At 66.6% G+C, this 25910-nt stretch carries 24 protein-coding genes; 9 read left to right on the top strand and 15 right to left on the bottom strand.

Features of this window, described 5'->3' with window-relative positions; genetic code table 11:
• The first annotated feature begins 5 nt into the window (after nt 1-5).
• Genes A5650_RS10655 through A5650_RS10640 form a run of 4 tightly spaced genes read left to right on the top strand, consistent with a single transcriptional unit; the run spans nt 6 to nt 5347 of the window.
• On the top strand, nt 6-1148 hold the full coding sequence (locus A5650_RS10655) for a M24 family metallopeptidase (protein WP_067290290.1): 1143 nt from the start codon (nt 6-8) through the stop codon (nt 1146-1148).
• A gap of 1 nt (nt 1149) precedes the next feature.
• Entirely contained in the window at nt 1150-2100 is a 951-nt protein-coding gene (locus A5650_RS10650) for an enoyl-CoA hydratase/isomerase family protein (RefSeq protein ID WP_067290287.1), read from the top strand.
• Nucleotides 2100-4511 carry a CaiB/BaiF CoA-transferase family protein gene (locus tag A5650_RS10645; RefSeq protein ID WP_067290283.1) on the top strand — a complete coding sequence of 804 codons (2412 nt, stop codon included), beginning with the start codon at nt 2100-2102 and terminating at the stop codon, nt 4509-4511. Before A5650_RS10650 ends, A5650_RS10645 begins: the two co-directional genes overlap by 1 nt.
• An 8-nt stretch (nt 4512-4519) precedes the next feature.
• Nucleotides 4520-5347, top strand: a complete 828-nt coding sequence (locus A5650_RS10640; RefSeq protein ID WP_067290279.1) for an SDR family NAD(P)-dependent oxidoreductase — start codon at nt 4520-4522, stop codon at nt 5345-5347.
• Nucleotides 5348-5408: 61 nt separating this feature from the next.
• Here the strand turns inward: A5650_RS10640 and A5650_RS10635 are convergent, their stop codons facing one another.
• Nucleotides 5409-6251, bottom strand: coding sequence for an SDR family NAD(P)-dependent oxidoreductase (locus A5650_RS10635; protein WP_067290276.1), 843 nt, complete (start codon nt 6249-6251; stop codon nt 5409-5411).
• A gap of 18 nt (nt 6252-6269) precedes the next feature.
• Nucleotides 6270-7355, bottom strand: a complete 1086-nt coding sequence (locus A5650_RS10630; RefSeq protein WP_067290272.1) for an NAD-dependent epimerase/dehydratase family protein — start codon at nt 7353-7355, stop codon at nt 6270-6272.
• Nucleotides 7356-7448: 93 nt separating this feature from the next.
• On the opposite strand from A5650_RS10630, the gene A5650_RS10625 reads away from it, so the two are divergent.
• The gene (locus A5650_RS10625) at nt 7449-8255 is read left to right on the top strand and encodes a lysophospholipid acyltransferase family protein (RefSeq protein WP_067290269.1); all 807 of its coding nucleotides are present in this window, start codon (nt 7449-7451) and stop codon (nt 8253-8255) included.
• Nucleotides 8256-8258: 3 nt separating this feature from the next.
• Nucleotides 8259-9866 carry an acyl-CoA ligase FadD12 gene (fadD12, locus tag A5650_RS10620; protein WP_067290265.1) on the top strand — a complete coding sequence of 536 codons (1608 nt, stop codon included), beginning with the start codon at nt 8259-8261 and terminating at the stop codon, nt 9864-9866.
• On the opposite strand, the gene A5650_RS10615 is transcribed toward fadD12, so the two are convergent.
• Nucleotides 9863-11296: a WS/DGAT/MGAT family O-acyltransferase gene (locus tag A5650_RS10615; RefSeq protein ID WP_067290261.1), complete on the bottom strand. Its 1434-nt coding sequence runs from the start codon at nt 11294-11296 to the stop codon at nt 9863-9865. The genes fadD12 and A5650_RS10615 overlap by 4 nt on opposite strands.
• A gap of 139 nt (nt 11297-11435) precedes the next feature.
• Here A5650_RS10615 and A5650_RS10610 point away from each other — a divergent pair, with 139 nt between their 5' ends.
• A complete protein-coding gene (locus tag A5650_RS10610; RefSeq protein WP_067290258.1) occupies nt 11436-12407 on the top strand; it encodes an NADPH:quinone oxidoreductase family protein in 972 nt (323 codons plus the stop codon).
• Nucleotides 12408-12417: 10 nt separating this feature from the next.
• On the opposite strand, the gene A5650_RS10605 is transcribed toward A5650_RS10610, so the two are convergent.
• The 4 genes from A5650_RS10605 to A5650_RS10590 form a co-directional block, all read right to left on the bottom strand.
• Nucleotides 12418-13488 carry a phosphotransferase gene (locus A5650_RS10605; RefSeq protein ID WP_067290254.1) on the bottom strand — a complete coding sequence of 357 codons (1071 nt, stop codon included), beginning with the start codon at nt 13486-13488 and terminating at the stop codon, nt 12418-12420.
• Nucleotides 13489-13500: 12 nt separating this feature from the next.
• Nucleotides 13501-14337 carry a mycofactocin-coupled SDR family oxidoreductase gene (locus tag A5650_RS10600; RefSeq protein WP_067290251.1) on the bottom strand — a complete coding sequence of 279 codons (837 nt, stop codon included), beginning with the start codon at nt 14335-14337 and terminating at the stop codon, nt 13501-13503.
• A gap of 39 nt (nt 14338-14376) precedes the next feature.
• On the bottom strand, nt 14377-15507 hold the full coding sequence (locus A5650_RS10595; RefSeq protein WP_502687063.1) for a cytochrome P450: 1131 nt from the start codon (nt 15505-15507) through the stop codon (nt 14377-14379).
• A 311-nt stretch (nt 15508-15818) separates the two neighbouring features.
• Nucleotides 15819-16535, bottom strand: a complete 717-nt coding sequence (locus A5650_RS10590; RefSeq protein WP_082950711.1) for a TetR/AcrR family transcriptional regulator — start codon at nt 16533-16535, stop codon at nt 15819-15821.
• 122 nt (nt 16536-16657) lie between these two features.
• Here A5650_RS10590 and A5650_RS10585 point away from each other — a divergent pair, with 122 nt between their 5' ends.
• Together A5650_RS10585 and A5650_RS10580 are read left to right on the top strand one after the other, a co-directional pair.
• Nucleotides 16658-17833, top strand: coding sequence for an acyl-CoA dehydrogenase family protein (locus tag A5650_RS10585; RefSeq protein WP_067290242.1), 1176 nt, complete (start codon nt 16658-16660; stop codon nt 17831-17833).
• Nucleotides 17834-17845: 12 nt separating this feature from the next.
• Complete coding sequence (locus A5650_RS10580) at nt 17846-18628, top strand: enoyl-CoA hydratase (protein ID WP_067290239.1); 783 nt, start codon at nt 17846-17848, stop codon at nt 18626-18628.
• 74 nt (nt 18629-18702) lie between these two features.
• On the opposite strand, the gene A5650_RS10575 is transcribed toward A5650_RS10580, so the two are convergent.
• The 8 genes from A5650_RS10575 to A5650_RS10540 form a co-directional block, all read right to left on the bottom strand.
• On the bottom strand, nt 18703-19590 hold the full coding sequence (locus tag A5650_RS10575) for a type IV toxin-antitoxin system AbiEi family antitoxin domain-containing protein (protein ID WP_067290562.1): 888 nt from the start codon (nt 19588-19590) through the stop codon (nt 18703-18705).
• 160 nt (nt 19591-19750) lie between these two features.
• The gene (locus tag A5650_RS10570) at nt 19751-20518 is read right to left on the bottom strand and encodes an acyl-CoA dehydrogenase family protein (RefSeq protein ID WP_067290560.1); all 768 of its coding nucleotides are present in this window, start codon (nt 20516-20518) and stop codon (nt 19751-19753) included.
• 36 nt (nt 20519-20554) lie between these two features.
• Nucleotides 20555-21679 carry an acyl-CoA dehydrogenase family protein gene (locus tag A5650_RS10565; protein ID WP_067290235.1) on the bottom strand — a complete coding sequence of 375 codons (1125 nt, stop codon included), beginning with the start codon at nt 21677-21679 and terminating at the stop codon, nt 20555-20557.
• Nucleotides 21676-22104 (bottom strand): nuclear transport factor 2 family protein, encoded by a 429-nt coding sequence (locus tag A5650_RS10560; RefSeq protein ID WP_067084939.1) that lies wholly within the window; start codon nt 22102-22104, stop codon nt 21676-21678. The genes A5650_RS10565 and A5650_RS10560 overlap by 4 nt, the downstream gene beginning before the upstream one ends.
• Nucleotides 22091-23371: a metal-dependent hydrolase family protein gene (locus tag A5650_RS10555; RefSeq protein ID WP_067290232.1), complete on the bottom strand. Its 1281-nt coding sequence runs from the start codon at nt 23369-23371 to the stop codon at nt 22091-22093. Before A5650_RS10555 ends, A5650_RS10560 begins: the two co-directional genes overlap by 14 nt.
• Nucleotides 23372-23373: 2 nt before the next feature.
• Nucleotides 23374-23703, bottom strand: a complete 330-nt coding sequence (locus tag A5650_RS10550; protein WP_064346540.1) for a hypothetical protein — start codon at nt 23701-23703, stop codon at nt 23374-23376.
• Nucleotides 23696-25027, bottom strand: a complete 1332-nt coding sequence (locus tag A5650_RS10545; protein WP_067290229.1) for an aromatic ring-hydroxylating oxygenase subunit alpha — start codon at nt 25025-25027, stop codon at nt 23696-23698. The genes A5650_RS10550 and A5650_RS10545 overlap by 8 nt, the downstream gene beginning before the upstream one ends.
• Nucleotides 25028-25033: 6 nt before the next feature.
• Nucleotides 25034-25573: a carboxymuconolactone decarboxylase family protein gene (locus A5650_RS10540; RefSeq protein ID WP_067290559.1), complete on the bottom strand. Its 540-nt coding sequence runs from the start codon at nt 25571-25573 to the stop codon at nt 25034-25036.
• Between the last annotated feature and the right edge of the window lie 337 nt (nt 25574-25910).

The raw sequence follows: 25910 nt of genomic DNA, 5'->3' as shown, positions 1-25910 counted from the left end.
ACTGAATGGCACTCGAGATTCTGCCTGACGCAGCCGATCTGCGGCGCGGTCGCCGTGAGCGCGCGCTGGCCCAGATGGAAGAACGCGACATCGACATCCTGGTGCTGGGCCGGCAGGCCAATGTGCGCTATGTGACCGGTGCCCCGCAGTTGTGGGTGGCGGGCACCCGGCCGTTCGGACCGATCTGCGAGGTCGTCCGCTCGACCGGCGAAATACACCTCAACAGCACCTGGGACGAGGGCATCCCCGACGAGATTCCTCACGACCACCTCTACGGGCTGGCGTGGAATCCGATGACACTCGTCGAGGTGCTCAAGGCGCTGCCCGGAGCCGCCACCGCCAAGCGGGTGGGAACCGATTCGCTGACACCGACATTCGCGCAACTGCTGCCGATGGCGTTTCCCAACGCTGAACTCGTCGACGCCGAGCCGGCGCTGCGGGCGGCCCGGCGGATCAAGACTCCCGACGAGATCGCGGTGCTCCGCGGCGCGCTCACCGTGGCCGAAGCGGCGCTGGACGCGGCCCGAGCCGAGTTGGCGGCCGGAACGACCGAGAAGTCGCTGACCGGTGCGCTGATGGAAGCGATGGCCGCCGGCGGGGTCACCACGCCCGCCACCCAGGACGGCGCCTGGGTGACCAGCAAGGAACACCCGTGGCGGCGTGCCCGCAGCGACGGCCGTATCGAAGACGGCGATCTGGTGGCGTTCTCTGCCGGTACCCTGGCCGACGGCTACGTCGGCGAAGTCGGCCGCACGTGGCCCGTCGGTGAGGTGGAAGGATCGGCGGTCCCGCGGCTTTACGATCGTTGGAACCGGCTGTGGGACAACCTCTTGGACGCGTGCCGGGCGGGTCGCCCCGCGAGTGGGCTGCTCACCGCCTACGAGGCGGCCGGCGAGCCGCTGCCCTCGATGCCCGTCGCCCATGGCCTCGGCCTGGGCTACGACTCGCCCGTCGTGACCCCGGCCCTGCGGTCCACCATCGCCGACGAACTGCTCGAACCCGGCATGGTGCTCGCGGTCAGCGGCTACGTCTGGCAGGAGGGTGTGGGTGCGGTGTTCAGCCGCGACGCCGTGCACGTCACCGCCGACGGGGCCGAGGTGCTTACCTCCAGCCCGCTGTGGAGTGGTGCGGGCGTCGGAATCGGTTGACATGTCGGACTCCGGGAGTCGGCCCGCCCCCGAGGACATCGTCCTCTACGAGAAGGATCCGGCGACCAAGATCGCGACGATCACGTTCAACCGGCCGGAGTACCTGAACGCGCCGACGTCGGCCGCGCGGTTGCGCTACGCCGACCTGTTACGCGGCGCCAGCGTCGATGACGACGTGAAGGTGGTCGTGATCCGCGGTGTCGGGGAGAATCTCGGCAGCGGTGCGGACCTACCCGAGTTCATGGAGGGTGACGACGCCGCGCGGCTGGCCGAGCTGCGCGTCGACGATCCGAACGTCACCTATCCGCCGAAGGGGTCGTTCCGGCACGGCGCGACAATGGGGCAGTGGTACGCCAACGTCGCGGCGGGCAACCGGGCGTTGCAGGAACTCAAGAAGATCAGCATCGTCGAGGCCAAGGGGTACTGCTACGGCTGGCACTTCTACCAGTGCGCCGACGCGGACCTGGTGATCTCGAGCGATGATGCGTTGTTCGGCCATCCCTCGTTCCGGTACTTCGGGTGGGGCCCGCGGATGTGGACGTGGGTGATGACCATGGGGCTGCGGCCGTTCCAGGAGATGGTGTTCACCGGTCGGCCGTTCACCGCCTCGGAGATGAAAGAGTGCAACTTTCTCAACAAGGTGGTGCCGCGTGACCAGCTCGAGGCCGAGGTCGCCAAGTACGCCCACGCGTGTGCGCGGAACCGGCCGGTGGACAGCGTCTTTCAGCAGAAGGTGTTCTTCGAGGTGGTCAAGCAGTTCCAGGGCGAGTACCTGGGCAGCCTGCTGTCGGCGATGTTCGAGTCGATGGGCGGTGCGGCGCGATCCGACGGCGACGACTTCATGCTCGGCGATGCGATCGATGCGGGCCTCGCCGACGCCGTCAACGACAACGACGACAAGTTCCCGCCGGAGTTCCGGTTGAGCAAGACGAACCGCAGAAAGAAGGACTAGTGCCGGCGCTGGACGAGTACACCGTCGTTGACCTGTCGAGCGGCATCGCCGGCGGATACGCCACCAAGCTGCTCGCCGACGGTGGCGCCACGGTGATCAAAGTCGAGTCACCGCAAGGCGATCCGCTGCGGATGTGGTCGGCGTCCGGTGCTCGCATCGAACCCGGCGGTGACGGCGCGCTGTTCAGTTTTCTGGCCTGCTCGAAACAGAGCGTCGTTGTCGACCCGCAGCGCGCCGACGATCTCGACGTGCTGCGCGCGCTGTTGAGGTCGGCCGACGCGGTGGTGTGGTCGCGCGGATCACAGGTGGCGGAACTCGGCGAGTTCGCCCCGGCCGCGCTCGCGGACGCCTACGGTCACCTGACGGTCACCGCAATCACCCCGTTCGGGCTCGACGGACCCTGGGCCGACAAACCCGCCACGGAGTTCACCCTGCAGGCGTGGTCGGGCGGCGTGATCGGGTTGGGCCGGGGTGCCCCGGATCGCGCGCCGGTGTTCGTCGGGGGTCAGATCGGTGAGTGGCTCGCCGGTGCCTATGCGGCCGCGGGCACCACGGCCACCGCGTCGGGTCTGGTGGATGTCGCGATACTCGAAGCCCAGATACTGTGTCTGACCTACTATTCGGTGTCGTTCAACGATGCGTTGGGGCGACCGTTCCGTGATCGCCGCCGGCTGACCGTCCCCGGTGTCGCGTCGGCCGCCGACGGGTTAGTGGCGTTGGGGTGCGGCACCGCGCAGCAGTGGTTCGACCTGTGCGCCATGGTCGGCCACGACGAGTGGATCGACGAGGGCGGCGACCTGTCGATCACCGAACAGGCCAACATCCACGCCGAGCAGATCTACGAGTGGGTGCGCGAGAACCGCGTCGAGGACATCCTCGAGCTGTCCAGCGCCTTCCGGATTCCGAACGCCCCGGTCGGAAACGGGGCCACCGTAACGGGTTTCGATCAGTTCGTGGAACGCGGCACTTTCGTCACCAACCCCCGCGACGGATTCACCCAGCCCGGCGCCCCGTACCGCACCACGCCGTCGCTGCTACGCGACCCGCAGCCCGCCCCTCGGCTCGGTGAGCACACCGAGCAGTATCGTTCGCGAACGGTACCCCTGGGTCGCGATTCTGCCGAGATCACGACCCTGGGCGGGGTTTCGCGAACACCGTTGGAGGGTCTTCGCGTGCTCGACATGACGAGCTTCTGGGCGGGGCCGTCGTGCACCCACATGCTGGCGCTGCTCGGCGCCGAAGTGATCCACGTCGAGTCGGCAGCGCGGCCCGACGGGACCCGGCTCATCGCCGGGGTGCCGATCACCGAGGAGCAGTGGTGGGAACGCTCGCCGATCTTCTCCGGCCTGAACACCAACAAGAAGAGCGTCACGCTCGACATCCGCTCCGAGCGTGGCGTCGAACTGTTGCGCCGGCTGATCACGACCTGCGATGTCATCGTCGAGAACTACACCCCGCGGGTCCTCGACCAGATCGGCCTCGACTTCGACGCGGTGCACCGGTTGCGTCCCGATGCGATCGTGATGCGCATGCCGGGCTTCGGGCTCGACGGCCCGTGGCGCGACAAGCCGGCGTTCGCCTACGTGATCGAGGACTGCTCCGGAATCACCTGGCTCACCGGGCATCCCGATCAGAATCCGGTCGAGCCGTATTCGGTCGGTGACCCCAACGCCGGCGTGCACGGCCTCAACGCGTTGCTGCTCGCGCTCGCCCATCGCAGGCGGACGGGGGAGGGGGTTCGGATCGAGGCCGCGATGGTCGACGCCGCGCTCAACGTCGCCGCCGAACAGGTCATCGAGTGCTCGGCGTACGGAAACCTGCTGCAGCGGCAGGGGAATCGCGGACCGACCGCGGCGCCGCAGAACCTGTACCGCACCGGTGAGCTCGACGAATTCGGCCGCTCCGACGACTGGGTCGCCATCGCGGTGGCCAGCGACGAGCAGTGGGCGGGCCTGCTCGACGCCCTCGGGCGACCGGCATGGGCCACCGACGAGATGGCCACGGTCGACGGGCGGCGCCGCCACCACGACGCCATCGACGAGCAGCTGAGCGACTGGTGCGCCGAGCGGACCGGCGACGAGATCGTCGAAACCCTATGGGCGGCAGGCGTACCGGTGGCCAGGGTGATGCAACCGCACCGCGTCGGCGACCTTCCGCAGCTGGTGCACCGCGGCTTCTACGAGACAGTCGACCACCCGGTCAACCCTCCGGCGCGCCACAGCACGCTGCCCATGCGCATCGCGTCGATGCGCAAGTTCCATCACAGCCCCGCACCGCTGCTGGGACAACACAACCGCGAGGTGCTGAGCGGGCTCGGCCTCGGCGACCACGAGATCGCCGAGCTGGAGGATCAGGGGGTCATCGGGTCGGCTCCCGCGGGTCTCACCATTCGCACCACCAAAACTGGTTGACTCGAGCCGTGGCCATCGATCCGTCGAACATCCTGCTGACCGGGCGCGTGGCGGTCGTCACGGGTGGTGGCGCGGGCATCGGCAGGGGAATCGCCGAAGGGCTCGCGGCCTTCGGGGCGTCCGTCGCGATCTGGGAACGTGATCCAGCGACCTGCGCCGCGACCGCCGAAAGCCTCAACAGCTCGGCCGGCGGAAGCGCGCTGGGCGTCGTCACCGATGTACGCGACAGTGCGCAGGTCGACGCCGCGCTGGCCACCACCGTCGGCGCACTCGGCGAGGTCTCGATCCTGGTCAACAACGCCGGTGGAGTGTTCTACTCGCCGATGCTCGAGACGACTGAGAACGGATGGGATGCGCTGTACAAGGCCAACCTTCGGCATGTGCTGCTGTGCACCCAGCGGGTGGCCCGTCGGCTCGTCGAGGCGGGCAGGCCCGGCAGCGTCATCAACGTGACCTCGATCGAGGGTGCGCGCGCCGCACCGGGATACGCCGCATACTCCGCGGCCAAGGCCGGCGTCATCAACTACACGCAGACCGCGGCGTTCGAGCTCTCACCGCACGGCATACGGGTCAACGCGCTCGCCCCGGACCTCACGCTGACCGAGGGGTTGATGCAGATCTCCGGCGGCGCGCTGCGAGCCGACGCCGCGCCCGGCATACCGATGGGCAGGCCCGGGCATGTCGACGAGATCGCAGGCGCCGCGGTCTTTCTCGCATCCGATATGGCCAGTTACATCACCGGCCAGACGATTCACGTGGACGGCGGTACCCACGCCGCGGGCGGCTGGTATCACCATCCCCAGACGGGCAGGCCGACGCTGGGCCCTCCGGGGTGATTTCGTGCACTGCTGTTCGCTCAGCGACTGATAGTGCACCGAAATCGCCCCCCCTCCGGGGTCAGTGCGTCCAGCCGGCGGCAGCCTGCTCGTCGAAGGTGCGGTCGATGCGCTCGAAGCGGCGACGGATCGAACCGCGAGCCGCGCTGTGCGGCAACACGTAGAGCCGGTTGGCCTCGATCGCGTCGGCGGTCAGGCGGGCGACCTCGTCGACGTCGAGCACGGATTCGTCGCTCGGATCCGACGCCAGCTGCTGCACCGAGTCCGCCGCCGACGCCGTGGCTGGGCCGTAGTCGTCGCTGCGCACGCGCTCTGTATTGGCCAGCAGGTTGGTGTCGACGATCATCGGGCACAGCACCGTCACACCGATGCCGTTGCCGCGCACCTCGCGCGACAACGTCTCCGCCAAGGCGACAACGCCGTACTTGGCGACGCAGTAGGGACCCAGCCCGACATTGGGGATCAGCCCGGCGAACGACGACGTGAACGCGATGTGGCTGTCGGCCTCCTGCGCGATCAGCCGCGGCAGGAACGCCTCGACGCCGTGGATCGGGCCCCACAGGTCGACGTCGATGACGAATCGCCAGTCGTCGTGGCTGGTCTGCGCGATCGGTCCGGCGTACGCGATACCGGCGTTGTTGAACACCAGGTGCACGTCACCGAACACGCCGAAAGCCTCGTCGGCCAACCGGCTGACGTCGTCGAGCTTGCGCACATCGCAGACGACGCCATGGGCGTCGACGCCGCCGGCGCGCAGTTCGGCCACCGCACGGTCGAGCGCTGCCGAGTCGATGTCGCTGAGCATGACGCGCGCCCCGCGCCGGGCGAACTCCTGTGCGGCCGCGAAACCGATACCGCTCGCGCCGCCGGTGATGACCGCCGCGCGTCCATTGAACGTCTCCACCCGCCGAAGACTAGGCGGTCACGACAGCTCGCGGGGTTGATCCCACGCGGGCTCGCCGAGGCGGGCGCGGATCGCGGTCCACGGATCCGCGTACTGACCGGGGGTGTTGCGGTAGGCGCCGCGGCGTTCGAGGATCGCGCGCAGCAGCGGCGCGATCGGCGTCAGCAAGCGCATCAGGTAGCGCGTCCAGCCGGCGTTCTTGGCGGCCTCGGCTTGCATGTCGGGCCACGAGTAGTGCTGGAACTGCAAGGCCTCCTGCGCCCGAGCCGTGTCCATCCAGTCGGTGACGAACCAGGCGTCGTCGCGGTTCGGGTCACCGGGCCGGCCGGGCGGCAGCACCCCGGGAAGGCCGCGGGCAGCGGCCAGCGCCACGCCGACCTCACCCTGACGGATTCGATGCGAATCGTCGCCGGCGATCAGCAGGATCTCCCCGACGACATCGGCCGTGGTGGCGGCGGCGAACGCCCAGGCGACGTCGCGGACGTCGACGCTGTGCAGGCGGCCGTCCGTCGGCAGCAGGCTCTCGAAGTACAGCGCGTCGGCGCTCAGCGGCATCGCGTTGGGGTCGGTGCTCAACACCCCACCCAGCCGCAGCACGACCCATGGCAGTTTCGACGCCCGCACGATCGCTTCGGCCTCGGCCTTGGTGCCGCTGTACAGATCGCATGGCCGCATCGGATCGTCGGCGCGCACGGGCGCGGTGGCCGTGTGCGGATTGCGGGCACCGTAGACAGCGTTGCTCGAGGCCTGGATGAAGCGCGGCGGGTTCGGCTGCTGCTCGGCGATGCGCACCAGGGTGGCGGTGGCGTCGACGTTCACGCGGTGGGCGAGCTTCGGGTTCTTGTAGATGGGCGGCGGGATGACGGCAGCGAGATGAATGATCGCGTCAGGCGCGACCTCCGAGACCAGGCGCTGCACGGCCGCCTCGTCGGTCAGGTCGGTCCACCGAACGGTGACGCCCCGCGGGAGCTTCGCCTGTGCTTTCCTGTTGTCGGGGGTGTCCAAGTCGGCCACCACGACGGGGCGTTCGAGTTCGGTCAGCCGGCGCACGGTCGCCGAACCCACCAGGCCGAAGCCGCCGGTCACTAATACCGTCCCCGCCATTACGCCTCCCACCTGCGAATATGACATTCTCTTTTTCCGAAATTAGCATATTCACGTGGCGGGGAGGGCAGGCGCGGGTATGACTGGTGCGGCATGAGTAGCAATGGGGGCGAGAAGCCCGAAGTCGCGAAGTGGGACCCCGCGTTCACGCGCGGCATCGTCAATACCGTCGGCCCACTCATCAAGCGGTACTTCCGCGCCGAGGTGCGCGACCTGGACACCATGCCCGCCGCAGGTGGAGCGCTGCTGGTGTCCAACCACTCGGGCGGCATGCTCACCCCCGACGTTCTCGTCTTCGCGCCGGCCTTCTACGCCAAGTTCGGCTTCGACCGTCCCGTGTACACGCTCGGACACGACGCCATCTTCGTCGGGCCCGTCGGCACGCTGCTGCGTCGCGCCGGGGTGATCGGCGCCAACCGCGAGAACGCGGCCAAGGCGTTGCGCGAGGGCGCGGTCGTCCTGGTCTTCCCCGGCGGCGACTACGACTCCTACCGCCCGACATTCACCGAGAACGTGATCGACTTCGCCGGCCGCACGGGCTATGTCCGCACCGCGATCGACGCTGGTGTTCCGATCGTGCCGATGGTCTCGATCGGCGCCCAGGAGACGCAACTGTTCCTCGCGCGCGGCGACTCGATCGCCCGACGCATCGGGCTCAAACGGTTGCGCGCCGAGATCCTGCCGATCAGTGTCGGGTTCCCGTTCGGGGTGTCGGTGTTCTTCCCGCCGAACCTCCCGCTGCCCGCCAAGATCACCACGCGGGTGCTGCCGCCGATTAATGTGGTCGAGCAGTTCGGGAAGGACCCGGACGTGAAGGAGGTCGACGCGCACGTGCGCTCGGTGATGCAGTCCGCGCTCGACGAGTTGGCCGCCGAACGCCGGTTCCCGGTTCTGGGCTGAGTCATGGCTGACGTTGTCGGACTGGTGCAGACGTTGTGGCGGGCCGGCCTGATCGCGCCGTTGCGCCCCGACAAGTATCTGCGCATGGGCGCGGCGATGCGCCGCGTGGGGATGACGGCGACGGTCGGCTTCGCCGCGGCCGCGCAGCGCTGTCCGGACCGGCCCGGACTGGTCGACGAACGCGGCACCCTCACCTGGAAGCAGATCGACGACCGCTGTGACGCGGTGGCCACCGGGCTGCAGAACCTGCCCGGCGGTACGCCGAAAACCGTTGCCGTGATGTGCCGTAACCACCGCGGGTTCATCGAGTCCCTGGTGGCGTCGAACCGCGTCGGCGCCGACGTGTTGCTCCTCAACACCTCGTTCGCCGGGCCGGCGCTGGCCGAGGTGGTCGATCGGGAGGGCGCCGACGTCGTCATCTACGACGAGGAGTTCTCCGCGATCGTCGAGCGGGCGATGGCCGACAAGCCGGACGCGACACGCATTCTCGCCTGGACCGACGAACTCACCGACGGCTTGACGCTCGATCGGCTCGTCGAAACCAATCTCGGCAAGCGGCCCGCCCCCGTCGAACGCAAGAGTGACATCATCCTGCTGACGTCGGGCACCACCGGAACCCCGAAGGGTGCCAAGCGTGGTGAAGGCAGCGGCGGCGCAGGCGATCTCAAGGCGGTGCTGGACCGGACACCCTGGCGTGTCGAGGAGGCGACCGTCATCGTCGCGCCGATGTTCCACGCGTGGGGCTTCTCCCAGCTTCTGTTCTCTGCGCTGTTGGCCTGCACCATCGTGACGCGACGAAAGTTCGACCCCGAAGCGACGCTGGAGTTGGTCGATCGCTACAAGGCGACGGGCCTTGTCGTCGTGCCGGTGATGTTCGACCGGATCATGGACCTTCCCGACGACGTGTTGAACCGCTACAGCGGCAAGTCGCTGCGCTTCGCGACGGCGTCGGGTTCGCGGATGCGTCCCGACGTGGTGATCAAGTTCATGGACCGGTTCGGCGACGTGATCTACAACAACTACAACGCGACCGAAGCGGGCATGATCGCCACCGCCACCCCGACCGATCTGCGGGCGGCACCGGAAACGGCCGGAACGCCCGCCGACGGCACCGAGATCCGCATCTACGACCCGGAGTTCAACGAATTGCCCGCCGGGCAGACCGGGTCGATCTTCGTGCGCAGCGGAACGTTGTTCGATGGCTACACCTCCGGCAGCACCAAAGACTTCCACGACGGGTTCATGGCCTCGGGGGACGTCGGGTATCTCGATGAGGCCGGGCGGTTGTTCGTTGTCGGCCGCGACGACGAGATGATCGTCTCCGGCGGGGAGAACGTCTACCCCATCGAGGTCGAGAAGACGTTGACCCGGCACTCCGACGTCAAGGAGGCGGTGGTGCTGGGCGTCGACGACGAGCAGTACGGTCAGCGCCTCGTCGCCTTCGTCGTACTCAACGACGGGGGGAGCGCCACCCCCGACGATCTCAAACAGCACGTCCGCGACAATCTCGCGAACTACAAGGTGCCCCGGCAGATCACCGTGCTCGACGAACTGCCCCGCGGCAGCACCGGCAAGGTCGTGCGCAAGGACCTGCTGGGCCTGCTCGACTAGCCGATCGCCCGCGCCGGCGCCATCGCCGTGTCCACCATGGACAGGGCGGGAAGCCCGGCCGCCGAGCGGATTTCGTCGAGGCCGTGCACCATCGCGTCAGTGGCCTCGTGGATGTCGCTGAAGGTGCGGTCGTCGGACAGGATTGAGATGTCGACCTGGTCGACGTAGCTCCACACCGTCATGTTGAACGCACTGCCCGCCGACAGCACGCCGATCGAATAGATCTCGCTCACCGGCGCGCCGCCGATGTGACCGCGCCGGCGTGGCCCCGGCACACTCGACACGGCGACGTTCATCAGCGGGTTGTGCTTGGCGCGTTGGCTCTGCCATCGCAGCAGCGCCGGGGTCAGCGGGGGAGGCAGGTACTCCATCAGCTGGCCCTGCAATTTCGGCCCGAGAAGCTCGTAGTTCTCTTTCGCCCGCGTGGTGGCCAGGGAGGTCAACCGGACGCGCTCGAGCGGATCGTCGATGTGAACCGGGAGGGAGACCGACAGGCCACCGATCTCGTTCCCGGTGATCCTGTCCGGTGACAGATCCGTGCTCACCGGGACCGACGCCATCAACGGTCGGTCCGCGCGTCCGTCATAGCGCAACAGCAGTTCGCGTAGCCCGCCCGCCGCGGTTGCCAGCACGATGTCGTTGAACGTCACCATCAGGTGTTTGGCCGTCTCCTTGACCTCGGCCAGCGACACCGACGCCGTGGCGAAGGTACGGCCCGGCGATACGACGTGGTTGAGGAAGGTCGGCGGGGTGCGGAACATCTTCGCCAGGTCCGGTTGTTCGGTGCGCTCCTTGGCCCGTCGGCGCAAGTTGGTGAAGCCGCGGACCGCGTCGCGGGTGAGCGAGGGCAACGCGGCGGCGTTCGAGGCGTGATCGCGCATCGCGGCCTTCACCAGTTCGGTCCGATTCGGCGCCTCACAGGTGTCGTAGTCCTCGCGCTCGTCGCTCGTGCCGTCCGCCAGATCCATAAGCCGCGCAAGCAGATTCGCCGATGCCACACCGTCGGCCAGGGTGTGGTGCACCTTGCCGATGAGCGCGAACCGGTCGTCTGCCATGCCCTCGGCGAAGTGGAACTCCCACAGCGGGCGGCTGCGGTCCAGCGGGGTGCTGGCAATCCGGCCGATGACCTCGTCGAGCTCGCGGCGGCCGCCAGGGCTCGGCACCCGGACTTGGCGCAGGTGGTAGTCGAGGTCGACCGGGCAGTCCTCGAGCCACATCGGATGGTGCAACCTGAACGGGATGTCGACGAGCCGGTAGCGCAGCGGGTCGAGCAGATGCAGCCGTCGAGCGATGGTCCGCCGGAAGTGGTTGAAGGTGAATTCGCCGTCGAACTCGGCGGCGTTGATGATCGCGACCTTGAGCGTGTGCGTGTGCAGGTTGGGCGTCTCGCTGTAGAGGAGCATGGCGTCCATACCGTTTAGTCGCTTCACATCCCCACCCCTGCGGACCGTCGGTGTCCAAGGGCTCCATCGAACCACTCGGAGGGCCATGATCGGGGGGTTTCGGTCAGCACGAACGCTGGTCCTGACCCTGACTATTGTTAGGTGGCCGAATGATTGGAGTGTGCCGATGAGGGCCATCGTGTGCCGCGAGTACTGTCAACCCGAGGACCTCGTGCTGGACGAACTCCCCGACCCGACACCGCAACCCGGCCAGGTCGTCATCCGGGTGCGTGCCGCCGCGGTGAACTATCCGGACGTGCTGCTGATCGGCGGCAACTATCAGGTCAAGGTGCCGCCGCCGTTCAGTCCGGGCAGCGAGATGGCCGGTGATGTGGTCGCCGTCGGGGACGGGGGCGACGTCCGAGTTGGTGATCGAGTGACTGCGACGACGTTCGTCGGCGCCTTCGCCGAGCAGGCGGTCGTCGACGCGCGGGCGGTGTCGCCGATCCCGGACGGGGTCGACTATGCCGAGGCCGCCGCCTTCGGGGTCACGTATCGGACCGCGTACTACACGTTGCGTACGGTTGCGCCGGTGCAGTCCGGCGACTGGGTCGTCGTGCTCGGCGCCGCGGGCGGCGTCGGCCTCGCCGCGCTCGACATCGCGACGCTCCTCGGGGGAAGGGTGATTGCGGCGGCATCCGGCCGGGACAAGCTCGATCTGTGCCACGAGCGCGGCGCTGAGGTGGTCGTCGACTACGACCGCGAGGATCTGCGGGACCGTATCAAGGAGATCACCGGCAAGGCCGGCGCCCAGATCGTCGTCGACCCGGTGGGCGGTCCGTACTCGCTGCGTGCGCTACGGGGGCTCGGGCGGGGCGGAACCTTCGTCACGCTCGGATACGCCGCGGGTGAGATTCCGTCGGTTCCGTTGAATCTCGTTTTGCTCAAGGGGATCACCGTGCGCGGTATGGAGATTCGCACTTTCGCCTCCGACTACCCGCCTGAGGTGGTGCGCGACGACGAAGAACTGGACGCGCTCTTCGCCGAGGGTAAGCTGCGCCCGCACATCGGTGCGCGCTTTCCGCTCGCCGATGCCGCGACCGCCCTACGGCACGTCGCCGAGCGCAAGGCGCTGGGCAAGGTCGTCATCGAGATCTAGAGGCGCCAGGCTAGTCCAGCGCCGCCAGCGCGGCGCGGGTGTCGAGGTCGATGAACGCGGCCGAATACCGCTGGGCCAACGCCAAACAGATGTCGGCACCTTGCCAGGCGTCACCGCCGGAGAGCGTGGCCATCCAGATGGCCAGCCCGTGCGCGACCGAGGCGCGGTAGCGCAGCCACACCTCCTCGGCCGACGGAAGTTCGGCGGCGGGCAGGGTGAGCGCGTTCCGGTATTCGTCGAGCAGGTCCCGCTCGGCCCGCCTGCGATCCTCGATCGTCAACGCACCCTGCAGGAAGTAGCCGAGATCGAGCGACCAGTTGCCGCGTCGGGCCATCTGCCAGTCGAGGAACCCGACATCGTCATTGGGCAGAACATAGGTGTTGCCGATGTGGGGATCGCCGTGCAGCAGCGTCTGCGGCGAGGTCGTGAGCGTGCCGATGTAGCGGGCCCAGATGTCGACGAACAGGTCTGTGCCGCTGAGGCCGAGGATCTCGGAGGAGACCGTGTTGCCCAGTCGCTCGCGGGCGATGTCCAGCGGGGCATACTCGAGGCCTTCGAAGGCGACGAACGGCTCGAGCCAGCTCAGCGCCTGGTTCGTGCTCAGCCGCTCACCCCAGAACTGGCTGTGCATTCGCGCCAGCCCGCGAACTCCGTTGGCGACCTGCGAGACCGTCATCGGCCGGGTGGAGTCGCGGGGGTCCGCGCCGCGTGCGACGACGTCTTCCATGATCATCACGAAGTTCGAGCCGGGCTCGTCGATCAGCGCGGCGTAAACGGTCGGATGGTCCAGCGGCAGCGACACTCCCGAGCTGAAGAGCCGGGGTTCGTGGAACAGGCCGCTGGTGAGCGCGACGAGCTCGGCGTGGTCCGGGTCGACGGCCTTGGCGAACACCGTCGCCGGACCCGAGCCCGCCGAATACGACAATGCAAGGCGCGCACGGCGATTCGTACCGTCGTCACGCAGCGCGACGGTGACGCCGTCGACGGTGGCGCCCGGAAAGTGTTTTCCGAGCGCCGCCGTCATCCAGCCCGGTGTGATCTCCTCCCAGCTGCGCGGAAGCGACAGCTCGGCAGCGGTCATCTGGGCGCGCCGCTATTTGAGGCAGCTGCCGCCGTCGACCGGCAGCGTCACGCCGGTGATGTAGCGGCTCTCGTCGGAGGCCAGGAACAGCACGGCGTTCGCGATGTCCTCGGGCTCCACCCAGCCGATCGGCAGAGTGTGCATCAGCTGTGCCACGACCTTCATGTCGTCGGGGCCCGGGTTCTCGAGGTCGGGACGGAACAGCTTCATCGTCCCCTCGTTCATGTACAGCGGCGTGTTGACGTTGGTCGGATGCACGGAGTTGACGCGGATGTTCTGCGCGCCGAGCTCGACCGCGAACGTCCGCATCAGGCCGACCACACCGTGTTTCGCTGCGACGTAGTGGCCCGTGTGCGGGTAGGCCTTCAGGCCGCCGACCGAGCTGGTGAGGATGATGGAGCCGCCGCGGCCGCCGGCCAGGATGTGGGGGACACCGGCCTTGACGGTCTTCCAGACGCCACCGAGGTTGACGTCGATCATGTCGGTCCAATCGCCCTCGCTGGTCTTGTCCAGCGTGGCGCCGCCGTTACCGATGCCGGCATTGGCGACGATGATGTCGAGCCTGCCGAGCTGCTCGACACCGGCGTCGACGGCCGACTTGAGCGCATCGAAGTCGCGGACATCGACCTCGGCGGTGTAAATGCGCCGGTTGAGGCCCTTCACCAGATCCGCGGTCTCTGCAAGGTCTTCCGGGGTCGACAGCGGGATCTGCACGCTGTCGATCTGCCTGCAGATGTCGACGGCGATGATGTCGGCGCCTTCCTGGGCCAGCCGCACGGCATGGGCGCGGCCCTGGCCGCGGGCGGCGCCGGTGATGAAAGCGACCTTGCCTTCGACACGTCCGGTCATCGGGTACCTCAATTCGTTGTGGTTACAGGGGTTTCGGTGTTATTTCGGGCTGATGAAGGTCGGCATCGACTCCCAGCCGCGGACGGCGGTGGTCTGCGACGGGCGGGCGTTGGGCCAGTCGACCTCCCACGTCGGGAATCTCTTCAGGATTTCCTCGAGCGCGATCCGGCCCTCCAGGCGCGCCAGCGCATTGCCCATGCAGAAGTGGGTCCCGGCGCCGAACGTCATGTGGGAGTGCAGTTCTCGATGGATGTCGAAGACGTCACCATTCGGCGGGAAGCGGCGATGGTCGCGGTTGGCCGCGCCGACCAGCATCAGCATCGCCGAACCCGCGGGGACCGTCTGGCCGTAGTACTCAACGTCGCGGGTCACGTATCGGGCGATCTGCAGTGCCGGCGGCTCCCAGCGCAGGATCTCCTCGATCGCCTGGGGGATGAGGCTTGGGTCCGCGGCCAGTTCCGCGCGCTGGTCCGGGTAATCGGCGAGTGTCTTTCCCGCCCAACCGATCAAGCGGGTGGTGGTCTCGCTGCCCGCGGTGGCGATGACCGTCAGGTACATCAGCAGTTCTTCCCGGCGCAGTCTGCGACGGGTGCCGGTCTCGTCCTCGAACTCGGCGTTCAGCAGGTCGGTCATGATGTCATCGGAGGGATGCTCGGTGCGGTAGTCGATGAACTCGGCGAACACCTCGCCGGTGGCCATCAGGTCGACCGAATCGCTCTGCAACGTCGCTTCACCGTGCTCGGTGACGCGGCGTTGGTCGGCTTCCGGAATGCCCAAGAGCATTCCGATGACCCTCATCGGCATCTGTGCGCCGAGATCGTTGACGAAGTCGAACTTCTCGGCGCCGACCAACGGGTCCAGACAGCGGCACGTGAACTCGCGGATCTGGGGTTCGAGCGCCTGAACCTTGCGCGGGGTGAACACTCGCGAGAGCAGATTGCGGTGGATGTTGTGGATCGGCGGATCCTCGAAAATCAATGTGCCCGGCGGGATCTCCATTCCCGATTTGATCACCTCGAGCAAGGCGCCACGCCCCGAGATGAAGGTCTGGTGGTCGATCACGGCCTTGTTGACATCTTCGAATCGGCTCAACGCATAGAAGTCGTGCTTGTCGTTGTAGTACAGCGGGGCCTCTTCGCGCAGACGCGCGAAGACCGCATACGGGTTCATGTTGAGATCGACGCTGTACGGGTCGTAGTACAGCTTCTCTTGCGTCGCATCGTGTACGTCGGGATTTTCGGCGCTGATCGTCACCGGATCGCCTCTCACCGGTCAGGTCGCATAAGACATGGGGCTGGCATTTGTCTCACAACTCTGGCATTCGCCACGAAGGGGTGTCAACAACGGATTCAAATCGGAACATTTAAGCTCTTCGCTCAGAAGAATATGATTCTCCGGATGGTGCGGGAACGGCCGCAAGAGATGCTTCAAGGAGACGAGAATGTGATTCTCGCCTCGGATGTGAGAACGGAGTTCTCCGACTAGCCGGCGGCGAACCCGTGCGAGACGAAGTCCCAGACCTCGTCGGCGGTGATGGGGTGAGTCGTGCCGTCTTCGGCGCCATTGGACTGGGCGACGAACATGACCGTCTGCATGGTCATCGCCGCCATCCGCTTCGGGTTGATGCCCTCACGCAGCTGGCCCGCGGCGCCGGCCTCTTCCATCAACTCGGTCAGCAGCGCCAGCAGCGGCGCATGCGCGACCTTGACCTCGGCAGGGTGCGAGAGCAGCAGCCGGGGCGCGAAGTCGGTGAACAGCGGCCGCTTGGCAGTGGGGTCCGGACGCGAGGATTCGAACAGCAACTGCACCGCGACCTTGAGCCGTTCGATGGGCTCGTCGGCCGTGGTCGTGGCGGCGCGGATCTGGTCGGCCGACCGGCTCAGGGCGTCCTCGAACAACGCCAGCAACAGCTCGTGCTTACCGTCGAACTGTAGGTAGAAGCTGCGCAGCGACTGCCGCGAGCGGTCGACGACCTCCTGCACGGTGAAGTCGGTGCTGCCCTTTTCGATGATGATGGCCTGCGCGGCATCGAGGAAGCGCTGCACTCGCTGCGCGGCCCGGAGCTTCGCGGTTTTGATGGAGCGTTCGACCGCGCGCTGCTTCCAGGCAGGCTCTTCACTCGGACTTGTCACCGGCGGCTCAGACGCTGGCCGGGCGGGGAGAACATGAACTGACTGTACCGGAGAACGTCTCGCCATTGCGGTCCTCGACCCCCTCGCGGCCAACGTGTCAGAGATTGTAACTTTCTCACGATGAGAATAGTATTCTCATTTTGGAGATAACAATAGTCCTACCAAAGATTTGATCCGGCGGGAGTTCCGTGCAGCTCACCTTCGATGCCGACGTCGAGGCGTTTCGCGCCGAGTTCAACGCCTTCCTCGACGATCATCTTCCCTCCGACGCCGTCGCTCTCGAGCGGTCGCATTCGAGCAGTGACGTGCCGGGCTGGGCGCGGGACTGGCAGCGGCTGATGTTCGACCACGGCTGGCTGCTGCCCGGCTACCCGCCCGAGTTCGGCGGCCGCAACGCCACGATCCTGCAGCAGTACGTGCACCAGGAGGAACTGGCACGTCGGCGCGTGTATCTGACCTACAACCCGCAGGGCGTCGGCATCATCTCGGCCTCGTTGATCTCGTTCGGCACGCCCGAGCAGCAGCGCCGCTGGGCCATCCCGATTCTGCGCGCAGAGATCACCGCGTCGTTGGGGATGAGCGAGCCGGGCGCCGGCTCGGACCTGGCGTCGCTGCGCACCAGCGCGGTCCCCGACCGTGACCATTTCGTCGTCAGCGGCCAGAAGGTGTGGACCTCAGGGGCCCACGACGCCGATGTCCTGCTGACTTTCGTTCGCACCGATCCGAAAGCGCCGAAGCACAAGGGCATCAGCGTGCTGATGATCCCGACGGACCTCCCGGGTGTGGTGCGCCGGCCGTTCGCCTCGCTGTGTGACGCCGATGACCTGGATTTCAACGAGGTCTTCTTCAACGACGTACGGGTGCCCGCGGAGAATCTGGTCGGGCCGTTGAACGAGGGCTGGCGGGTCGCCAATGGCTCGCTCGGGCACGAACGAAACATGTTGTGGCTCAGCTATGCAGACCGCCTGCAAGAGCTGGTCGAGGACTTCCGTCCCGCCTCGGCCCTCGACCGCGACCGGTATGCCCGCCTGGTGATGGACAATCAGGCGCTTCGCCTGCTCGGCTCGGTGGCACTGGCCCGCGCCGAGCGTGGCGACGAGGACGCGGCCGCGCTATCGGTGCTCAAACTGTTCGGCTCGGAGGCGTCGCAGGTTGCGGCCGAGTACGCACTGGGAGCTGCGGGTGCCGACGCGCTGGACCATCCCACGTTCTCCGGGCCGTACAGCGCGCAGCATCTCGAGCTGTACCGGTGCGGGTGGTTCGAGCGCTATGTCCGCACGTTCGGCGGCACCATCGCCGGTGGCACTTCAGAGATCCAACGCAACATCATCGCCCAGCGATTGCTGGGACTGCCTCGAAACTAGAAGGACTGCAACATGTACATCGAGTACGAGGTCGCCGACCGCATCGCGACCATCACGCTGAACCGGCCCGAGGCCGCCAACGCGCAGAACACGGAGTTGCTCGACGAGCTCGACGGCGCGTGGACCCGGGCGGCGGAGGATCCCGAGGTATCGGTGATCGTGTTGCGGGCCAACGGAAAGCACTTCTCGGCCGGCCACGATCTGCGGGGCGGGGGACCGGTGCCGGACAAGATCACGCTGGACTTCATCATCCAGCACGAGGCGAAGCGCTATCTGGAGTACACGCTGCGCTGGCGCAATGTGCCCAAGCCGTCGATCGCGGCGGTGCAGGGGCGCTGTATCTCCGGCGGGTTGCTGTTGTGCTGGCCGTGCGACCTGATCATCGCCGCCGACGATGCCCAGTTCTCCGATCCGGTGGTGCTCATGGGTTTCGGCGGCGTCGAATACCACGGCCATACTTGGGAACTCGGGCCGCGTAAGGCCAAGGAGATTCTTTTCACCGGTCGCGCGATGACCGCCGACGAGGTGGCCGCCACTGGCATGGTGAACAAGGTGGTGCCTCGGGACCAGCTCGATGCGGAGACCAGGGCGCTGGCCGAACAGATCGCGAAGATGCCGCCGTTCGCGCTACGGCAGGCCAAGCGTGCCGTCAACCAGACCCTCGACGTGCAGGGTTTCTACGCGGCCATTCAGTCGGTATTCGACATCCACCAGACCGGCCATGGCAACGCTTTGAGCGTCGGGGGCTGGCCGGTGCTGGTGAACCTCGACGAGATGAAGGCCAGCATCCAGTAGCTGCTTTCCCTTTGTGGCGCGAGCGTGCGTGTTTGCACACGACACGCCGCCTCTTTTCGACGGTTTGCGCACGCTCACGCGGCGCGAGCGCGACGAAGTTCTCGGTCCACCCTCGACACGAATTCCCACGTCCGGTGCCGCACATCGTCGGAGACGATCGCGATGACCGTCCATCCGACATCCTGCAGGGCCAGTCGGCGTCGACGGTCGTTGCGCAACGCCTCGGGTTCGGTGTGCCAATCGACGCCGTCGTACTCGACGGCAAGGCGGGCGCCGGGCCACGCGAAGTCCAGGCGGCGTCGCTCGCCGTTGCCGTCGACGACCTCGTACTGCAGTTCCGGTATCGGCAACCCGCCGTCGATAATCGCGAGCCGCGCTTCACTCTCCATTGGGGACTCGGCGCGGGCGTCGGCGAGAGGAAGTAGGTCGCGCACCGCGACGATGCCGCGGCGGCCGGCCTGTTTGACTGCCGCACGCCACAATTCGGCCCGGGTGCATGCGCCCGACCGTAGGGCGGCGTCGAGCGTAGCCAGCGCCCGCGGCGGACGCAGCGCGCGGGCGACTTCGACCGCGGTCCACGCCGGTGCTGTCGCAGTGCGACCGGCCACCTGTATCAGCGGTGCGCTGTAGCGGCGATGGACGACCGGACCGTCGGCCGACCGCAACTGATGACCGTCCGGGTTGAGGACATGGAGGTCGGCGGGTTGTTCGGTGTCGAACCCGTACAGCGCTGCGGCGGTCGACAGGCATACCGGAACCGTTGTGCCGCAGGACAGGTCCAGGCCGCGCAGCCTCACATCGTCCGTCGGCTCACCGACGCAGTAGACCCCGTGCCAGAGGCGCTCCAGATCGTTGGCCTTCAACACCGTTTCGAACGTGTACCGAGGGACGAGCGCCAGGATCTGGCTGCTGGTCGCCACCCCGCCTTGGTCGTCGAACAACTGCTTGAGCGCGGTATCCATGTCGGCCATCGTCTAGCCGCGCAGACGACGCTCCGCCCGTCAATAGGGCTGCCTGTGGATGGATCTGGCCTTGTGCACGGTCGGTGAGGCCGAGCGTGCACAAGGTGCTGAAAATCCGCGGCGTGTCGTGTGCAAACACGCACGCTCACGGAACAAGAGGTCAGAGGTGGGCCAACCTCGGGACCGAGCCTCGGGCACGCAGGCCCGCGCCGGCCCTCTTCGTGAGTTCGCGTGAGCTGCCGAGCAATCCGTCGAGCACGAGTGCTCGCTTGATGTGGCGATGCAGATCGTGCTCGGCGGTGAAGCCGATGCCGCCGAGCACCTGCTGACAGTGCTTGGCCGCCGTCAGCGCCGCCTTACCCGCGGCGGCCTTGGCCAACATCGCCGTCAGGTCCGCGCTTTCCGTGCCGGGCAGGCCCAGCGTCGCCTCGGCGCCCTCGATCGCCACCAGCGTCTCGGCCAACCGGTGCCGGATCGCCTGGAATGAGGCGATCGGCTTGCCGAACTGCACCCGATCGAGCGCATGCTGACGCGCCAGCGCCAGCATTGCCCGAGCCGACCCGACCAGCCACCAGCCGACCGCTCGACGCGCTTCGCCCATCCGCATCAGCTCGCCGTCCGGTACGCGGCGTAGGGGCAGGCCGCCGAGCGTCGGCTCGCTGTTGGCGTTGCGTTCCCACACGACCCAGCTGCCGCCGGTATAGGGCATTGGCGGGGTGCCCCCCGGCAAACCGCCGATGGTCTCGAGCAGCACGTCGTTGAGAACCGAGGCGTGCGAACCGGTTTCGCCCAGCAGGCGGAACACCAGCGGGATCGCCTGGTCGGGTGTGTCCGCCAGCATCTCCGCCCAGCCGAGTTCGGCGAGCGCCGCGTCGAGCTCGGCGCCCGAGGTCGACAGCATCGTCTTTCGCAGGGTGTCTTCGAGCATCACCAGCGATTCGGCATCCAAACCGGATTCCACTCCTCACTCCTTACCCAGATCGAGCAGACGACGGGCGATGATGTTGCGCTGCACCTCGGCGGTGCCGCCGTAGATGGTCGCCGCGCGCGAATACAGGTACTCGGTGCGCCAAGGGTTGTCCTCGAGTTCGATGCGGCCGGGCAGCAGATCGCGCACGGTGTCGTAGAGCCGCTGTTCGGCGCCCGCCAGCAGCACCTTGTCGATCGACGTGTCTGCACCCAGCCTCTGTCCGTCGCCCAGCCGATGCTGGGTGGCGCGAGAACGGCAGCGCAACGTGTGCAGCGCCAAGTACACCTCGCCCAGATCTGAATCCGACGCCGTGCCAAGGCCTTTGACCTCGTTCACGAGCTCGTCGAACCGCGAGTACAGGTAGGCGATGCGTTGCCAGAAGCAGGTGGAGCGCTCGTAGGGGAGAAGGTCCATCGCAACCTTCCACCCGTCGCCGGGGTTGCCCAGCATACGGTCCGCCGGCACCACCACGTCGTCGAAGTACACCTCACAGAATTCGTCGACATCGTGCATGGTTCGCAACGGACGCACCGATACACCCGGCGAATCGAGGTCGACGAAGAACGCGGTGATCGCCTCGTGGTTGGGCGTGTTCGCGTCGCCGGTGCGGGTGAGCAGGATGCACCGCTTCGCGTACTGCGCGAAGCTGGTCCACACCTTCTGGCCGTTGACCACCCAGTCGTCGCCTTGGGGCACCGCACGGGTTTTCAGCGAGGCCAGATCGCTACCGGAGCCGGGCTCGGAGAAACCCTGGCACCACGACTCCTCTCCGGACAACAGCCGCGGCACCATCTCCGCCGCGAGTTCTGGTCGTGCGTAGTCGATCATGGTTGGCGTCAGCACGTCGAGCATCGAATACGGCCCGGGGTGGTCGAGTCCGCGCCCGACCACCTCCTCGCCGACGATGGCCCGCAGGATGTCCGGACCGCCAAGGCCGCCGGCCGATTCCGGCCAGCCGTAGCGCATCCAATCGGCGTCGTACAGCGCCTTGAGCACCCGCAGGTGCTGGGCCTGATGGGCGTCGAGTGAGTGGTCGTCGGGAGGGCTCAGGTCGTTGGTGTCGAGCCATTCCCGCAGCTTGGCGCGGAAGGTGGCGGGTTCGAGGAGGTCGTCGCTCATCCAGCTTCGGGCCTTCCGATGGCGTGCGGACGGCCGGAGTCGTGGTCGCCGCTGCGCCGGATGAACGTCATGGCACGGGTTTTCAGCCGCCAGCCGTCGTCGGTGCGGACATAGGTGTCGTTGTAGTAGCCGATCCGCATGTCGTGTTTGGAATGCTCGATGAAGCACAGCGGCTGCGTCCCCGTCGCCTTGTCCGGATCGTTCTCATCGAGGTGCACCAGCGACGTGCCGGTCATGAACAGGCCCTTCGGCGCGGCGTCGACGAGCTCGGGGAAGCGGTTCAGCGTGTACGTGGAGCCGAACGCGCTGTACGTCCCGTCCGGGGTGAACACCGAGATCAGCCCCTCGATGTCGCCCTGGGTGATGGTGACGGCGTACTTGGCCAGCAGCTGCTGGATCTCGACCAGATCGTCAGTTCGAGTCATGTCGGAAGACCTTACCGCCCTTCATTACAAAGCTGACATCCCGTGTAACGCCGATATCGGCGAGCGGGTCACTGGGCACCGCGATGATGTCGGCGAGGTACCCCTCGGCGATGCGGCCCAGGTCGGGTTTGTCGATCAGATCCGCGGCGACGACGGTGGCCGCGCGCAACACGGCGGCGGCAGGCATGCCCCATTCCACCAGCGTGACCAACTCGTCGGCGTTCTTGCCGTGGGGGATAGCGGGGGCGTCGGTGCCGACCGCGATCTTCACCCCCGCCTCGTAGGCGGCCTTTATCGACGTGCGGGCTTTCGGGAACATCTCGGCGGCCTTGTCCTGCAACGCCTTCGGTGCCCTCGATACATCCATGGCTTCGGCCAGCCGGCGCGTGGTGACCAGCCACCGGTCGTTGTCGACCAGCATCTGGATTGCTTCGTCGTCCATCAGGAAGCCGTGCTCGATGCAGTCGATGCCGCACGCGACGGCGTGCTTGACGGCCTCGGCGCCGTGCGTGTGCGCGGCCACCTTCAGGCCGCGTCGGTGCGCCTCGTCGACGATGGCCCGCAGTTCCTCGTCTGAATAGTGTTGCGCGCCAGCCTCGCCGGTCAGCGACATCACGCCGCCGGAGACGCAGACTTTGATCAGTTGAGCGCCGTGCTTGATCTGGTAGCGCACCGCCTTGCGGATCTCGTCGATGCCGTTGGCGATGCCCTCTTCGACCGTCAGCTCCAGCGCGCCCGGCATGAAGGCCGCGAACATCGTCGGATCGAGGTGGCCCCCGGTCGGGGTGATCGCGTGACCGGCCGGAATGACCCGCGGACCGTCGATCCATCCGGCGTCGATCGCCTTGCCCAGCGCGACGTCGAGCAGGTAGCCGCCGGTCTTGACGAACAGCCCGAGATTGCGCACGGTCGTGAAACCGGCCCGCAATGTGCGGCGCGCGTTGCCCACCGCGCGCAGCACCCGGGTCGCGGGGTCGTCCTGAACCTGGGAAAGGCCGGGGTTTTCACCCCGGCCACCCATCAGGAGGTTGACCTCCATGTCCATCAACCCGGGCAACAGGATCGCGTCACCGAGATCGATGACCTCACCGTCGCCTTCGGCCGCACCGCCGAGACCGACGATCCGGTCGTCATCGATTCGTACGATGCCCGGCCGGACGATCTCACCGGCATCGACGTCGAGCAGACCCGCCGCTTTGAGGGTCAGCTGCGATGTGGGGGCACCTCCCGCTTGCGGGGGACCGCTTGCGCGAAGAGCATCTGGCACCGTTAGACCACCGGCTCCCGGATACAGGTGATGTAGGTGGCGCCGCTGTCGAGCACCCGCGGCTGCTTCCACACCTCGATCGGGAATGACACGTTCACCAGCGACTGCATCATGTGGATGAGAGCCTTTGCGTCATCGGGCATCCCGTCCAGCGGGAAGCGGGCGTCGCAGTACTCCATGACGGCCTCGAGGCGCTCCATACCGGCGTCGTAGAACTCCTGCATCTCCTCCATCGTCGAGGACAGTCGCTTCTGGTAGCGCTCCTCTTCGGTGGGCAGGCACCAGTCGGTGAACCGCTCCAGGTCGGCGAATTCTTCCGGCAACTTAGGCATTGATCGCGTCCTTCTCGCTCGCGCTGGCGGAGGTCTGGCCGTTGGAGAGGCCTTTCTCCTTCTTATAGGCGTTCACGTGATCCCACGCGGTCTTGTGCAGGTGACGCAGCAGGACCTCCTGGTCACACAACGGGAATTCCTTGACCACACGGGTGTTGATCATCGTCTGGGTTGCCTCGAGTGTGTTGGCGTCTTGGAACGCGTACTCCTTGAACGTCACTGCGGCGAGTTCGTGAGCAAGCCGCTCGCGGGTGTTGGTGGCGGGCACGAAGTACAGAGTGCACTCGAAGATGTGCTTGTCCACATCGGTCGGCCAGTAGTGGTACGTCAGGTACCAGCCCGGCGCCCACAGCAGAAGCGTGAAGTTCGGGAAGAACTCGAAGGAGTCCTGACCCCACGCGTGGTGCCGGGACGGGTTGACCGCCGGCGGCAGCTCGTCCGGGAGGATGCCCTTGATCTTGGGCCGGTCCCACGGTCCGAACAGCCCGCTGTGCAGGATGCGTTCGATGGGCTTGACCATGTTGATGTCCTTCGGCGGGCTCATGCCGCCCCAGGAGGACACCATGGAATGCCTGCCCTTGATGTCGTAAGCCAGAGCCTCAAAGCCGTAGCTCGCCAGCTTCTCGGCCTCCTCCTTGACCGCCTGCTTCATGTGCAGGATCGGCGCGTGGTAGAACTCGACGAACGCGTCGATGAACAGCTTCCAGTTCGAGTTGACCTCGGCCCGATAGGAATACGTCTCGGTCATCTCGTGGAACGGGTAGCCTTCGAGGCCCTTCGCGAAGTCGCCCAGGTAGTCGATCAGCGGTTCGGCGTCGTCGTCGAAGTTGATGAAGATGAAGCCTTCCCACACCTCGCAGCGCACGGGCACCAACCCGTAGTCGGCCTTGTCGACATCGAAGAACTCGCCCTCCTGCTGGATGAACGTCAGATCACCCTTCAGGTTGTAGCGCCAGGCGTGGTACTTGCACGTGAATTGGCGGCACGTGCCCGAGACCTCTTCGCCGGGATAGTCGTTCCACACCAGCTTGTTTCCTCGATGGCGGCACATGTTGTGGAACGCACGCACCGTGTTGTCGCCGTCCTTGACGATGATCACCGACGTACCGGCACCCGCCGACGGCATCTCGCGAGTGAAGTAGCTGCCCTTCTTGGGGAGCCGCTCCACGCGTCCCACGTTGAGCCAGCACTTGCGGAAGATGGCCTGCTGCTCGAGCTTCCACTGCTCCGGGTCGATGGAGTCGGTGTAATCGACCGGTGCGGTGCCGAGTTCGGGCCAGTGCTCCGTCCAGCTACCCTCTTCTGGTTTCGGGAAAAATGCCACGGTGTCTTACCTCTCTGCGAGATTTTCGGAGTCTGGTTCCACGCCGAAAGTGTTGATGGCCATGGCCAGTGCGCCATAGCAGCCGATGGTGAAGACGAGGTCCATCAGCTGACGTTCCTCGAGGTGTTCGGACAAGGCGGCCCACGTTGCGTCGGAAACGTTGGCGTTGTCCTGTAGTTCGTCGACCGCCTGCAGCACGGCGCGGTCGAGCTCGTCTAGGGCCTCACCGCGTTGCAGGGCATCGATGACCTCGTCCGTCAGCCCCTCCTCGCGGCCCATCTTGACGTGGTGGCGCCACTCGTATTCGCACTTGGTCAGGTGCGCCACGCGCAGGACCGCCAACTCGCGCAGCCGCGGCGACAGCGTCGATCCGTACAGCAGGTGGAAGTTGAACCGCAGAAAGGCGCGGGTCAGCTTCGGATGGCGGACCAACGTCGCCAGCAGGTTGCCCGCCAACTCGGGATTCCGCCGTTCGGGAGACATGCTCGACAGAGCTTGGTCGACGGCGTCGTCCCACTCTGCTGCGGGCAGCGGCGGCACGCGCAAGGCGCCTCCCTTCGGTGTGCTCTCGGTGATGAGAATCAGGTTCTCATATTTCGCCAATAGATTTCCACCTTTCTCGCCGATGGTCAACGCGGGAGGTCATCCGGGGAGGTCACGAGGGTGCTCGCGGAGAGGTGATCGCCCTGACAGGAGGCCCTAGGGTGGTTTTCGGACGTTGATTCTCGTAGGGTGAGAAGATAGTTTCCTCACATCGAGAACTGCTCTGATGGATAGCCTCGGGGGACGCGACGAAAGGAACGGGCATGAACAAGGACGACATGATCTTGATCAGCGTCGATGATCACATCGTCGAGCCGCCCGATATGTTCAAAAATCATCT

Origin of the sequence: Mycobacterium sp. 1164985.4, from assembly GCF_001668575.1 — a bacterium.
In the GTDB taxonomy this organism is placed as follows: domain Bacteria; phylum Actinomycetota; class Actinomycetes; order Mycobacteriales; family Mycobacteriaceae; genus Mycobacterium.
This window is presented reverse-complemented; position numbering and strand designations above follow the sequence as displayed.

What these genes read in the sequence shown, in the direction of transcription:
- A5650_RS10580 (WP_067290239.1), top strand. Translation starts at nt 17,846, where the DNA reads ATGTACATCGAGTACGAGGTCGCCGACCGCATCGCGACCATCACGCTG.
- A5650_RS10565 (WP_067290235.1), bottom strand. Translation starts at nt 21,679, where the DNA reads ATGAGCGACGACCTCCTCGAACCCGCCACCTTCCGCGCCAAGCTGCGG.
- A5650_RS10600 (WP_067290251.1), bottom strand. Translation starts at nt 14,337, where the DNA reads ATGACCGGACGTGTCGAAGGCAAGGTCGCTTTCATCACCGGCGCCGCC.
- A5650_RS10610 (WP_067290258.1), top strand. Translation starts at nt 11,436, where the DNA reads ATGAGGGCCATCGTGTGCCGCGAGTACTGTCAACCCGAGGACCTCGTG.
- A5650_RS10605 (WP_067290254.1), bottom strand. Translation starts at nt 13,488, where the DNA reads ATGACCGCTGCCGAGCTGTCGCTTCCGCGCAGCTGGGAGGAGATCACA.
- A5650_RS10655 (WP_067290290.1), top strand. Translation starts at nt 6, where the DNA reads ATGGCACTCGAGATTCTGCCTGACGCAGCCGATCTGCGGCGCGGTCGC.
- A5650_RS10625 (WP_067290269.1), top strand. Translation starts at nt 7,449, where the DNA reads ATGAGTAGCAATGGGGGCGAGAAGCCCGAAGTCGCGAAGTGGGACCCC.
- fadD12 (WP_067290265.1), top strand. Translation starts at nt 8,259, where the DNA reads ATGGCTGACGTTGTCGGACTGGTGCAGACGTTGTGGCGGGCCGGCCTG.
- A5650_RS10590 (WP_082950711.1), bottom strand. Translation starts at nt 16,535, where the DNA reads ATGGCGAGACGTTCTCCGGTACAGTCAGTTCATGTTCTCCCCGCCCGG.
- A5650_RS10630 (WP_067290272.1), bottom strand. Translation starts at nt 7,355, where the DNA reads ATGGCGGGGACGGTATTAGTGACCGGCGGCTTCGGCCTGGTGGGTTCG.
- A5650_RS10650 (WP_067290287.1), top strand. Translation starts at nt 1,150, where the DNA reads ATGTCGGACTCCGGGAGTCGGCCCGCCCCCGAGGACATCGTCCTCTAC.
- A5650_RS10595 (WP_502687063.1), bottom strand. Translation starts at nt 15,507, where the DNA reads ATGAACCCGTATGCGGTCTTCGCGCGTCTGCGCGAAGAGGCCCCGCTG.
- A5650_RS10575 (WP_067290562.1), bottom strand. Translation starts at nt 19,590, where the DNA reads ATGGATACCGCGCTCAAGCAGTTGTTCGACGACCAAGGCGGGGTGGCG.
- A5650_RS10550 (WP_064346540.1), bottom strand. Translation starts at nt 23,703, where the DNA reads ATGCCTAAGTTGCCGGAAGAATTCGCCGACCTGGAGCGGTTCACCGAC.
- A5650_RS10560 (WP_067084939.1), bottom strand. Translation starts at nt 22,104, where the DNA reads ATGACTCGAACTGACGATCTGGTCGAGATCCAGCAGCTGCTGGCCAAG.
- A5650_RS10570 (WP_067290560.1), bottom strand. Translation starts at nt 20,518, where the DNA reads ATGCTCGAAGACACCCTGCGAAAGACGATGCTGTCGACCTCGGGCGCC.